The sequence below is a fragment of the Dyadobacter sp. HNCC25DJ186 genome, from assembly GCF_056895235.1.
Genome location: NZ_JBXHAS010000005.1, coordinates 318,829 through 331,443 on the forward strand (window position 1 = coordinate 318,829; position 12,615 = coordinate 331,443).

The window sequence follows — 12,615 nt, forward strand, 5'->3', positions numbered from 1 at the left end:
ATGCTAAAACGATTTAACAAATTAATTATAACGCTGATGCCTAAACGCTGGTCAATACACTACCTTTTAATCTTCGGACTGAATGTTTGTTTCGCGCAGACTTTCCAACCTCCTGCTGTTCCGCTTATCACCATCGATCCGTACACAAGCGTCTGGTCATTTGGAAGCGAATTGACTGGTTCTCCAACCAGACACTGGACCGGCAAACCCAATCCAATCGATGGACTGATTCGTGTGGATGGGAGAACCTATCGCTTCATGGGCGCACCTACACCAGTTATGAAAACGATTGTTCCGACAGCCAAAACAGAACCCTACGAAGCAGTTTATGTAACAGAAAAACCAGCAGCGGATTGGTATAAGGAAAGCTTCAAGGCAACGGGCTGGAAAACAGGAGATGCTCCTTTTGGTACGAAAGACAGAAATGACGCCATGTTGAAAACCGGCACTGTTTTTCCAAAAGAAGTATGGTATCGGCGGGAGTTTACGCTGGACAACGTCAATTTTGAAAATATTGCCTTAAATATTTTTCATGATGATGATGCTTCTGTTTACGTCAATGGTGTTTTAGCTTATGAATGTTCAAACTGTTTCACCGGTGATTATGAAACTCGAAAAATGAGTGCTGCTGCAAAGAAGGCACTAAGAAAAGGTAAAAATATCATAGCTGCTCACTGTAAAAATGGAGCCGGACCGGGTTATATCGACATCGGCCTGACAGATGAGCTGGCACCAAAAGGTCCGGATGTTATTTTGAACGCGAAGCAAGTAAATTTTACGCTGAAAGCCACGCAAAGTATTTATGAATTTGATGCTGGCCCGGTTCACCTGACAACACGTTTCGTGGCTCCGCTTTTGATGGATAATCTTGCTTTATTGTCCCGTCCCGTAAACTATATTGTGTATGATGTAAGATCGAATGATGGTAAAGCCCACGACGTTCAGGTACTTACATCTGTATCCGGATTACTTGCTGTGCATGAAGGAAGCCAGGAAGTTACTGAAAGGAAAGGTAAAGACGGAGATCTGGTGACGCTTGCTATCGGTAGTGTGGATCAGAAAATTTTGCAGCGCAAAGGCGATGACGTACGGATTGACTGGGGATATGCTTACCTGGCTGCAAATGAGAAATCGGTTCACAGCGCCGGACTTGGAACACCTGCAAGTATGATGAAAAAATTCTCCGAAAAAGGCGAACTGGACCAGATGAATATGGCTGTAATCGGCACAGGTGGCGATCGGGCAATGGCCATTGTCACGACACTTGGAAAAGTCAATACGGGTAGTTCTGAACATGTCATGATTGGGTACGACGATGAATTTTCTGTTCAGTATTTTGGGGAAAACTTGCTGCCGTGGTGGAATAAAAATGGTGACAAAACCATTCAGGGAGAACTGAAAGACGCAGAGACAAATTTCAATTCAATTTTTGCGGCGTGTAATGCGGTGGATGTAAAAATTTATAATGACGCATTTAAAGCGGGTGGAAGGATGTATGCTGATCTGTGTGTAATGGCATATCGCCAGGCAATTTCCGCACATAAACTCGTAGCCGGACCTAACGAAATTCCGCTGTTTTTATCAAAAGAAAATTTCAGCAACGGTTCGATCGGAACAGTCGACGTTACGTATCCGTCTGCTCCGCTTTTTCTTGTCTACAATCCGACATTGTTAAAAGGAATGATGGAACCGATTTTCTACTATTCGGAAAGCGGAAAATGGACCAAACCTTTTGCGGCGCACGATATCGGTACATATCCACTTGGAAATGGACAAACTTATGGCGAAGATATGCCGGTGGAAGAATCTGGCAATATGCTGATTTTAACTTATGCCATTTGTAAGACAGAAAAAAGTACTGAGTTCGCAAAAAAGCACTGGAAAACTTTGTCTACTTGGGCTAACTATCTAAAAAAAGAAGGCTTTGATCCTGCTAACCAGCTTTGTACCGACGATTTTGCAGGACATCTGGCGCGAAATACCAACTTGTCGATTAAAGCCATTATGGGCCTGGCCTCTTATGCGAAATTGGCCGAACAGCTTGGCGAAACGAAAGAAGCAGCTGAAGTCAATGTTCTGGTCAAAGAATTTGCTGAAAACTGGATGAAAATGGCCAACGATGGTGATCACTATGCATTGACTTTTGATAAAAAAGGAACATGGAGCCAAAAATACAATCTGGTTTGGGATGAACTTCTGTATCTGAATGTGTTTCCAAAAGAAGCTGCCAAAAAGGAAGTCAATTATTATCTGAAAAAACAATTGGCATTTGGCTTACCGCTCGACAGCCGAAAAACTTACACAAAATCAGACTGGATTATCTGGACAGCAACTTTGGCGGATAACCAAAAAGATTTCGAGGCATTTATCCAGCCGGTATACCATTATGCGACTAAAACTCCTGACCGTATTCCGCTCTCGGACTGGCATGAAACAATAGATGGAAAATCCGTTGGCTTCCGCGCTCGTTCCGTAGTTGGCGGATACTATATGAAGGTGTTGGAAGCGAAGTTGAAATAATCAAATCAGTGCAAGATGAGTATTGGGTTTATTCATCTTGCACTATTTTTTACGAATGTCTTCCCTAACTTTTTCAACAAATGATTCAGAAGAATTAGTTAGGGCTGCAATTTTGGAAATATCACAGTCCGTATTAAGCAACATATTTTTTACAATCTCGTAAGTTTTGCTTCGCTCACCTCGCTCTATACCTTGCACAATTCCTTTTTCAATCCCCTCCTCCATGGTGATCATCTTAATGGCTTCTATAATTCCCATAACTTCTGATTTTACCTGATATACCGTAAATATCGAATTACGTTCAAGAATTACTTTTCCTTCTTAAATCTTCCTTGATTTCCTCAACCAGTGATTCAGAACAATTGGCAAGAGCTGCGATTTTGGAATTATCGAAATCCGTATTAAGCAACATGTTTTTTACAATCTCGTAAGTTTTGCTTCGCTCACCTCGCTCTATACCTTGCACAATCCCTTTTTGGATTCCTTTTTCCATCCCCTTTTCCATCCCTTTTTCAATCCCCTCCTCCATGGTGATCATCTTAATGGCTTCTATAATTCCCATAGCTGTCTCATTTCCAGTTAACATATTTACCTCATTATCAAATTTACTATTTATTTCAGGATTTTCAACGTGGATAAAAGTCTTAAGAAAAAAGAGAAAACGCCTGATTTTTTCAGTATCATATCGCTTACTATTTATCAATGCCCTTACTATTTGTAATCTTTGTTCGCTCAGTTCAGCTTCCGGAGTTTTATCGGCCAACGTAGCTTTTTGGGCAGCCAGAATTACCAGAGCAAAAAGATTATCCATTTCTACCAATTGCTCCTCATTATGGTCAAATATTTGATAAGCATTGTATTTGTAAGTGATTTCTGTGCCTAAAAAATTCCTTCTGTATTCCGATGGCTGCTTTTGATTCTGTTTCCCGGTAAATACAGCCAATGCCGCTACTTCAACCTCAAACCTGTCCAATATCCTGTAATAATATTGAAACATGCGTTTCGGAAAATTTTTGATCGCTCCATCCTGAATTTCAATATGAACTAAAATATATTCTTCGGCACCGGTTTTAAGATATGTTTTTACCAGCATATCGACAAACCTGCTCCCGCCTTTTTTTAGTAAATCAGGAAAAAGTTCTGCAAGCTCCTTGTCCATAAATTCGAAGCCGCGTTCGAGATCAAAGAGCTCATCAGCGTTTTCAAAAAAGAAAAGAAGCAAATCTGAGAATGCCTCTTCGAAAGCACTTTTTAGTAAAATGTCATTTTTCCTTCGCATGTCCGGGCTGATTAATGACAAAAAGACCGCTTGCAAAACTGAAAATTCAGTAATACAAGTGGTCTTTTGTATCAGTCTTAGGACGTAACCCCAGACAATATGTCTCGAAAATTATTTACCCAAAGTTTTGAATAACATACCTTTGGTAACTTTATCCGTCAGCGCCATGCCGTTAAGGATAGCCAGGTCTTCCAGCTTGTTGTCTGGCATATTGGCACTTTTCAGTGCATCCCTAAGCGTTCCATCGTTTTGAACTGTTTTGATACGAACACGCTCTGGCTCCCTGTTCAGTTTTGAAGCGTCTGTCAGGGATTTAAAACCTTGTGCAACTGATTTAAATTGATTCAGGTTTGCTCCAAAATCCGTACTTGCAGCAACTCCATGAATAACATAAATAGAACCGTTATATTGAATCAACCAGCTTGCAATTTGTGCAGCGTTGGCAGCGGCTGCAGTTTGTCCTTGTGCAACCTGTTTTGCGATCATCGCGATTGCAGGATTACCATTGATCGTTGTTTTATTATTTTCAGAAACCTGCAGACCGTAATTCTTGATAATCGTTTGAGCCGCTTCATCCAGGGTTTTCCCCTCAGCTATTGTGAAAAGCATCATGGCTTTGCCATCCTTTGATGCCATTTGAAATTGTGCCGGCGTGTTTTCTGTCTGCCAGCCCGATGGCACCGGGAACTGGAATTTTAATTCCGGGTGATAAAATTGACCGCCCTCAACAAATCCTTGTTTTGGGTCAACACCGTAAATTAAACCATCAATTCTACGAAGATAAACATCACGGTTCACATCATATTTCGCCTGGTGCGCTGATTGGTAGGAAGCTGCAAGTTGTTTAACCTTCACCTGCCGATTTCCCGGATCCGGGTGAGTAGACTGAAAAGTAGGAATCGTTTGTCCGGATTTTTCACTAATTCTCTTTAATGTTCCAAAGAAATCTGCCATCTCGTTAGCGTCATATCCAATTTTACTTGAATAGTCAACACCTAACTCATCAGACTGCGTTTCGTGATCACGACCGTATTTTAATAACAGCAACCCCAAACCTTGCGAAGCCTGTTCTGACATACTTCTGAAAGTTGGTGAAAGCACGGATCCGGCTAACAGAACACCTTGAGTAAATACTTGTTTGGTTTGCTGACTTGCGGAATGACGCGCCGCTATGTGTCCGATCTCGTGCCCTAAAACACCTGCAAATTCTGCTTCATTGTTGAAATGCGCCATGATACCGCGCGTGAAATAGACGTAACCACCCGGAACAGCAAACGCATTTACAACCGGTGAATCGACAATAAAAAACTGATAGTTTACATCGGGACGGTGCGAAATTTTACCCATCGCCTTTCCCTTATCGTTAATAAAAGCAGTCAGATTTTTATCGTCATACAATCCCATGGAAGCGACTACCGATGGATGTGACTCTGCACCTAATGCTTTTTCCTTTTCCGGAGACATGAAAATAATCTCATTTTTTCCGGTAACAGGGTTTTTTGAGCATCCAGAAAAAACCCCGGCAGCCAGTACGCATGCAAGTATGTGCGATTGATACTTAATAGTCATATTAATTTTGGTATTTTTTGTTAGTAAGCTGATCAAAATTAGGTAAGTATTGAACGGTAATCAAAGAATCATGCCAATTGTTGCTTTTATATGTTTTTGACTCGAAAACATGGATTTGGTTACAGGTGTCAGGCCTGGTTATTTTATTTAATCTAGAAATCTCTTTATATCTTACCTTCGTTAACAATTTTTGCAGATCATATTGATTTAAATATCAACTGGCAAACTAACTTTGAGCCGCATAATTGACCATACTTTCTACATGAATGCAAAAAAAAGTATATTCAGTGCACTTCCGCCGTGGCTTGCGCGTTTTGATTTTCTGGGACTGTTTGAAAAAGACCCCTTCGGAAATTTCCTGAGTATTAAACGCTTTTTCATTTTTGTAATTGGTTGGTTTACCTATTACCGCTATACGGCAGTGAATAACATAAAAATCACGGGCAGCGAACAATTGGTTGACCTGCCTGATCATGGCGTAATTTTCTTATCAAATCATCAAACCTATTTCGCTGACGTAATTGCTTTCTACCACATTTTCTGCGCCACCAAATGGGGCTACAAGGATACCATTTCTCCGCCTTTTTATCTTTTTTCACCCCGGGCGCGCTGTTATTATGTAGCCGCTTCTGAGACAATGAAAGAAGGAATACTGCCAAAATTATTCAGTATCGGAGGCGCGATCACCATAGACAGATCCTGGCGTGCAAACGGAGAAAATGTAAAACGAGAGCTGGACAATTCTGCTCAGGATAAAATTGGGATGGGTTTAAAACACGGATGGGTCGTGAGTTTTCCGCAAGGCACTACGAAACCTTTTGCTCCGGTAAGAAAGGGAACGGCCCATTTGATCAAAGAACATCAGCCTATCGTGATACCTGTCGTTATCAACGGTTTTAGAAGAGCATTTGATAAAAAAGGATTACGTTTTAAAAAGCGAAATACTACCCTGACTGTTCATTTTAAAGCTCCTATGCACTTTTTGCCTGATGAATCCATAGACAGTATGATTGAAAGGGTTACCAAAGCAATTGAGCAGGAGCCACCAAAAGAAATCAATACGATCATAGAATAATACGTCGGCATTATTTTTGTATCTCCGCTTTTATAACAGCATCTCATTCCAGCATTTTATGGCACAAAAAGTATTGATCACCGGAGGAACAGGTTTAATTGGAAAAAGACTTACGGCTTTGTTACTTCAAAAGGGGTACGAAATCGCTTATCTTACCCGGAAAAAAGTAAATATTCCTTCGGTAAGAGTTTATGAATGGGATGTGAGAAAGAATTACATTGAAGATGGCGCACTGGAAAATACAGATTATCTGATACACCTGGCTGGCGCGGGTGTTGCGGATGAACGCTGGACAGAAGAACGAAAAAAAGAAATATTCAGCAGCCGAACCGATAGTATCGAGCTGATCGCCAGAAAATTCAAAGAATTAAATATTAGGCCAAAATCCTTTGTCTCAGCATCCGGAAGTAGTTATTATGGTGAAGACACAGGGGATATTCAGCATACCGAACATTCGCCGCCCGGAAAGGATTTTTTGTCGGAGGTAACGATTGAATGGGAAAAGGCTGCGGATCAAATTGCTGCGTTAGGTGTGCGGACCGTTAAACTGAGGACTGGAATTGTGTTGAGCAATGATGGCGGTGCCGTACCAAAAATGGCACAGCCAGCAAAACTTGGATTCGGTGCTCCATTAGGTTCAGGAAAACAATGGCTTTCCTGGATACATATCGATGATATCTGTGCGCTTTATATCCACTGTTTGGAAAATGAATCCTGGGTTGGTGCTTATAATGCTGTCGCGACGCCGCCCGCAACGAACGAATATTTTACAAAACTTCTCTGCAAAGCACTTGATAAACCTCAATGGCTTCCAAACGTTCCTGCATTCGCGCTCAGGCTGACTTTTGGTGAAATGGCAAATGTGGTTTTGGGTAGTAACTATGTTATCAACCAACGCATTCAGGACGAAACTGATTTTCAATACCAGTTTCCGGTTTTATTGGAGGCTTTGAAAGATGTGTTAAAAAATTGACTTCGGCTGTCAGCTTTCAGCAGTGTACTTTAAGAGCAGGTTCAATATAAACTCAAATTCACGTTTAAAAATGATAAGTGTTTATATTCAAAAAAATTGAAAGCCGACTGCTGAAAGCCGATTGCCAACGCTATTCCTCTTCTTCATCCGACAATACCTGCCGGGTTTCAAGCCATTTATCACGCTGTATTTTTGCCTTAAAATCGTCCTGGACGTTGAGCTGGATATTTCCATTGCTGAACGTTGTCATTTGCAAACCGACGAAACTGAGTGCTTCATTTAATCTGCTTTCTAATGGTTCATTGGTAAAAATACAATCCCTCCAATACCAATCCAGTTTTTCACCGGCCACTTCTTCCACAATATCCTGATAATCCTGAATGGTATATCCAATGAAAGGCTTACCAAAACGCTGCCAAAGAATTTGCATGACCGTATCAAGCGAAACGGTATGGTCGGATTTTTTTCTTAGATATAAGTCCAGAATCATCGCAACCAAAGCACCTTTATGATAAACCGAAACTTTGCGATCCGGAATTCCTTTTTCATAACCATCCAGCCAAAGATCAAAAGAGGACTGCGCCAGGGATTGCGCCGCCGACCCGTTATTTTCAAAATGCCGCTTCATGTATACCTGCAGTTCTTTTACGTAGGCTTCATCGTTGAAAACGCCGGCACGTTTCAAAAATAAATCACCATAATAGGTGGTACAACCCTCGGCTACAAAACAGGTTTCAAAATAATTTTCTTTGGTAAAGTCGTATGGCAAAAGTTCGACAGGACGAATTCTGATGATATTCCAGGCGTGAAAAAGCTCATGTGAACTGACTCCCAGCAAATCGGTATATAATCCTTCTCCTTCATCATCCGGCCCCAACACAATCATGGTAGAATTGTGATGTTCCACGCCGTGGTAAAAAGCGTTTGGTAAAATCAGGTTCAGAAAATGATAATCTTCCTCCGGAAATTCTCCTATGGTCGCAATCTGTTCCCTGGAAAATCTTCTGAAATCACGCTGAATACGTTTCCAGTTTGGTTTCAAACGGCCGTGCATCCATATATGAAACTGCACACCGCGCACAGTATAATCTGATTTTTGTAAAGTTTCTGAGGCAAGCAACGGACTGTCTACCAATTGATAAAAATCCTTCGCCACCAATTGATGACGCCCGTCGGATGGTAACCCACAGGCAATTTCGAAAGTTTCGGGTAATGCAAGTGTTAACCGATACTCATCATTGATCCTGCCCTCTGTATAAAAACAAAAATTGATAAAATTCAGATACCAGAGCTCCTCGTCGACATAACTGCTCCCTGCATTTTGAATGGCGGCGTAATAAGAATAACGAATCTGAACTTCTTTTTCATTGTTTGTCGTAACCTCCCAACGATCCTTCGTGATTTTGCGTAAGGGCAGTTTATCACCACGAATTGAAATTGCTTCAATAAATTGAATATTTTTGGCAAAATTTTGAATTTCATATCGTCCCGGCCGCCATGCCGGCAACTGAATTTCGATGCGATCCGTTGTAATTTCAGGAATTGTGTAGGTGATGACTAAGAAATGAGAAGTTGGGTCAGTTACCGAAATATGATAATGCATAGGTAGTCAGGCAGTGAATGAGGCAGAATTGATGAGGGCTTAATCAACAATAAACCAAAAGTTAAGAAATTTGCGTTACTATTAACAATATTAAAATAAACCATTTAGAAATGAAAAGGAAAATCCTCCTATCCTGCTTATTTATCATCACACTATCATCTAAATCAGTAGTATTTGCCCAAACCGACGAATATTACCGCCCGGATACTGTGAAGAAAGAAAGACCGATCAGAAACGAAGTACCACCGGTAGAAGAAAAAGCGCCGATTGAAAAACAAAAGCTTGAAAGTGATTTAAAAAATCTTGCGTTTAAAGAAAGAATAAGACTTGGCGGAAGTTTTGGTTTGAGTTTTGGGACATATACAAATATAAATGTATCCCCTATGGTGGGATACCAGATCACAGATAAATTGGTTGGCGGTGTCGGCGCTACTCTAATGTGGTTCAAATCGAAATACTATGGAGTGAACTCTGTCTACTATGGAGGAAAGGGATTTCTGATGTATCAAGTAGCTCCAATGATAAATATTATTGCAGAATATGAATCAATGAATGTTGTAGCTGATACATTTATCAAGTACGATGCCAGAAAATGGATAGGTTCCCCTATGCTAGGCGCATCTTACTCTCAGCCTACCGGAGGTCGCCTTATAAGAGCGGTACATTTTACCGCGTTGTATAACCTAAATTACAATAATCAGATAGATGATTATGGAAATAATATTTCACCTTACGGAAGCCCGTTTGTATTTCGTGTAACGTTCCTTTAAAATCCGTACTTTTGTAAAAAAGCATTCTGCACGTTTTGACTTGTCGGTTTGAAAATCAATTTTCTCTACTGACAAATAAATTCCACCCAGATTCATTCACAACACAATACCTCTTTCATCGGACCAACTTTGTCTTGATGGATTTTATTTAATTATGGAAAATCCGGTTTTAATTTTTGGTGCAGGCTCATTAGGAATGCAGGCACTTGATATTTTCAGAAGAAATAATGTGCTTGTCTACGGCATCCTGGACGATAACAAAGAATTGCATGGAAAAGAATTCGGCGATGTAAGTGTTTTAGGCGCAACTGACGACGAAGCTTTTATTAATATCATCGGCGAAAAATGTGAAACTTTTGTTGCTGTTGGCGAACGTACAGTTCGGAAACAATTAACGGAAGGGATTAATGATCGTTTTAAAAGTATGCCTGTTAATGCGATCCACGAAAGCGCAATTATTTCGGACATGGCTGCCGTTGGTCATGGCAATTTATTTGGAGCACGCGTTGTCGTAGGGCCATTATCTACTTTGGGAAATCATTCATTATTTCAGACTTCTTCCGTAATAGAAACCTCTGTCAAAATTGGTGATTATGTTACCGTTGGCGCAGGCGCCGTAATCAATGACCGCGTGACTATTGGCGATGGTGTGTTTATAGGATCAGGAGCAATCATTGTTGCCGGTATAGAAATCGGTAAAAACGCAAGAATTGGCGCAGGGTCAGTGGTTGTGGAAAATGTACCGGCAAACAGTACATTTTTTGGAAATCCTGCACGTAAGATCTAGGTCTTGTTGCAGGAAAAAGTCAATACATATTGGGAAACAGCATGTTCAATGTTAAATCCCTCAGTTCAAATCAATAAAAATTGTAGATAGTTTTTTTATTAACACGAAAAGACACTACCTTTGCAGTCCTTTTGACAGAAATAGTGAAAGAGCTAAGTAAATACAACATAGACATTTACGGTTTGGAAGACAAACAGTATGACTATGATATGGAGTCGGGAGACGCTTTTTTTGAAGAATTAGAGCAAGATCTCATCGAACACGGACAGTTTAAAACCCATGTGGTTTTGGTAAAATCTGCTACGATGATCCAACTTCATTTCCATACTGAAGGTTCGGTTGAATTACTTTGTGACCGTACTTTGGAACCGTTTGAAGAGCTGATCGATCTGGATAACCGGATCATTCTGAAATTTGGAGATCGGAATGAAGAGCTTACCGACGAAATTGAGATTATAAACAGAAATACGAACCGTATTAATGTTGCAAAATATATTTTCGAATTTATCGCACTTTCTATTCCCGTAAAAAAATTACATCCGAGCCTTCGTGAGGAAGTTTCTGAGGACGAAGATTCTGAGGAGGATGAAGTGATTCTGGTTTACTCCTCAGAAGATAAAGAAGTAAGCGAAGAAGACGGTGATTCAGAAGAAAAAATTGACCCACGTTGGGAAGCATTAAAAAAATTAAAGGGCAATCAGGAGTAATTCTGAACTGCGATATAAAAGTTTTTCAAACCGAATATTAACATACAGAACATAAAGCATCATGGCACATCCTAAGCGGAAAATTTCCAAGACCCGTCGCGATACACGCAGAGCACATGACTTCCTTACAGGCAAGCAATTGTCAGTTGATTCGTCAACAGGGGAAATCCATCAGTTCCACCGTGCGCACGTACACGAAGGAAATCTAGTTTATAGAGGCAAAGTTGTTGTTGAAAATTATGCCAAAACGGTTTAATTTTTGATAATGAGAATGCCAATTTCGCAACAGCCGTATAAAAGTTGTTGCGAAATTCTTTTTTACTAAGGCACAACTGCTAAATTTACACCTTCGATTTCTAACTTTTAGTACAAAATAACAGCGTGTAAATGAAAATTGCGGTAGATGCTATGGGGGGAGATTTAGCTCCACAAGCAATAGTTGAAGGGGTTATGCAAGCCACTTCCGAACTGCCATCGGATGCTCGAATCGTGTTAATTGGTCGGGAAAGTGCTATTTTGGAGATATTTCACCAGAATAACTTTTCTCCATCAGCTGTTGACATTATTCATGCTGAAGATGTTATTGAGATGGGTGAGCACCCTACAAAAGCTCTTTCTCAAAAGCCCAATTCAAGCATAGGGATTGGATTCAAGCTTCTGAAAGAAAAAGAAATTGACATCTTTTGCAGCGCAGGTAACACCGGGGCAATGCATGTGGGTGCTCTTTTTAGCATAAAAGCTATCGAAGGAGTTTTAAGACCAGCCATTGCAGGTTATGTACCTCAGGTTGGAGGCGGATATGCTATCATGGTAGATATTGGTGCCAATGCAGACTGCAAGCCCGAAGTTTTGGCGCAGTTTGGAGAAATTGGTTCTTTGTTTGTTCAACATACGTTCCAGATTGAGCGACCGCGCGTGGCATTAATGAATATCGGTGAAGAAGAACAGAAGGGTTCATTGACTGCTCAGGCGACTTATCCGTTGCTCAAGGATAACAAAAAAATCAATTTTATCGGGAATATTGAAGGGAAAGACCTCTTCACTAACAAAGCAGATGTGATCGTCACCGACGGTTTCACTGGGAATGTATTATTTAAGTTAGGAGAATCTTTTTACGAAATTGCCAAACAAAAAGGGATTCAGGATGATTTTATAGATCAGACGAATTATGAATCCATCGGCGGAAGTTCAATTATCGGAGTCAATGGTAATGTAATGATTGCCCATGGTATCTCTTCGCCGCTGGCAATTAAAAACATGCTCGGTTGGGCATATAAACAAGTCAAATCAAAAGCTTATCTGCATATTGCAAATGCCTTGAATTGATTTATG

General features: G+C 40.6%; 12 protein-coding genes. 8 read left to right on the forward strand and 4 right to left on the reverse strand.

What is annotated here, in order from left to right; genetic code table 11:
- The first annotated feature begins 36 nt into the window (after positions 1–36).
- Positions 37–2,520 carry a glutaminase family protein gene (locus AC1XUO_RS17415; protein ID WP_483331048.1) on the forward strand — a complete coding sequence of 828 codons (2,484 nt, stop codon included), beginning with the start codon at positions 37–39 and terminating at the stop codon, positions 2,518–2,520.
- 42 nt (positions 2,521–2,562) lie between these two features.
- Here the strand turns inward: AC1XUO_RS17415 and AC1XUO_RS17420 are convergent, their stop codons facing one another.
- The 3 genes from AC1XUO_RS17420 to AC1XUO_RS17430 form a co-directional block, all read right to left on the reverse strand.
- Complete coding sequence (locus AC1XUO_RS17420) at positions 2,563–2,778, reverse strand: hypothetical protein (RefSeq protein WP_483331049.1); 216 nt, start codon at positions 2,776–2,778, stop codon at positions 2,563–2,565.
- A gap of 43 nt (positions 2,779–2,821) precedes the next feature.
- Positions 2,822–3,799 carry an RpnC/YadD family protein gene (locus AC1XUO_RS17425; protein ID WP_483331050.1) on the reverse strand — a complete coding sequence of 326 codons (978 nt, stop codon included), beginning with the start codon at positions 3,797–3,799 and terminating at the stop codon, positions 2,822–2,824.
- A 111-nt stretch (positions 3,800–3,910) separates the two neighbouring features.
- Positions 3,911–5,368 (reverse strand): M48 family metalloprotease, encoded by a 1,458-nt coding sequence (locus AC1XUO_RS17430; RefSeq protein WP_483331051.1) that lies wholly within the window; start codon positions 5,366–5,368, stop codon positions 3,911–3,913.
- A gap of 262 nt (positions 5,369–5,630) precedes the next feature.
- Here AC1XUO_RS17430 and AC1XUO_RS17435 point away from each other — a divergent pair, with 262 nt between their 5' ends.
- Positions 5,631–6,443, forward strand: coding sequence for a lysophospholipid acyltransferase family protein (locus AC1XUO_RS17435; protein WP_483331052.1), 813 nt, complete (start codon positions 5,631–5,633; stop codon positions 6,441–6,443).
- A 58-nt stretch (positions 6,444–6,501) separates the two neighbouring features.
- The gene (locus tag AC1XUO_RS17440) at positions 6,502–7,416 is read left to right on the forward strand and encodes a TIGR01777 family oxidoreductase (RefSeq protein WP_483331053.1); all 915 of its coding nucleotides are present in this window, start codon (positions 6,502–6,504) and stop codon (positions 7,414–7,416) included.
- 130 nt (positions 7,417–7,546) lie between these two features.
- Here the strand turns inward: AC1XUO_RS17440 and AC1XUO_RS17445 are convergent, their stop codons facing one another.
- Positions 7,547–9,019 carry a M61 family metallopeptidase gene (locus AC1XUO_RS17445; RefSeq protein ID WP_483331054.1) on the reverse strand — a complete coding sequence of 491 codons (1,473 nt, stop codon included), beginning with the start codon at positions 9,017–9,019 and terminating at the stop codon, positions 7,547–7,549.
- 110 nt (positions 9,020–9,129) lie between these two features.
- On the opposite strand from AC1XUO_RS17445, the gene AC1XUO_RS17450 reads away from it, so the two are divergent.
- The 5 genes from AC1XUO_RS17450 to plsX all read left to right on the forward strand — a co-directional run bounded on the left by AC1XUO_RS17450 (position 9,130) and on the right by plsX (position 12,609).
- Positions 9,130–9,789, forward strand: a complete 660-nt coding sequence (locus AC1XUO_RS17450) for a porin family protein (protein ID WP_483331055.1) — start codon at positions 9,130–9,132, stop codon at positions 9,787–9,789.
- Positions 9,790–9,943: 154 nt separating this feature from the next.
- Positions 9,944–10,576, forward strand: coding sequence for an acetyltransferase (locus AC1XUO_RS17455; RefSeq protein ID WP_483331056.1), 633 nt, complete (start codon positions 9,944–9,946; stop codon positions 10,574–10,576).
- A gap of 143 nt (positions 10,577–10,719) precedes the next feature.
- Positions 10,720–11,283, forward strand: coding sequence for a YceD family protein (locus AC1XUO_RS17460; protein ID WP_483331057.1), 564 nt, complete (start codon positions 10,720–10,722; stop codon positions 11,281–11,283).
- 61 nt (positions 11,284–11,344) lie between these two features.
- Complete coding sequence (gene rpmF, locus AC1XUO_RS17465; RefSeq protein ID WP_090337350.1) at positions 11,345–11,539, forward strand: 50S ribosomal protein L32; 195 nt, start codon at positions 11,345–11,347, stop codon at positions 11,537–11,539.
- A 131-nt stretch (positions 11,540–11,670) separates the two neighbouring features.
- The gene (plsX, locus tag AC1XUO_RS17470) at positions 11,671–12,609 is read left to right on the forward strand and encodes a phosphate acyltransferase PlsX (RefSeq protein WP_483331058.1); all 939 of its coding nucleotides are present in this window, start codon (positions 11,671–11,673) and stop codon (positions 12,607–12,609) included.
- Positions 12,610–12,615 lie beyond the last annotated feature (6 nt).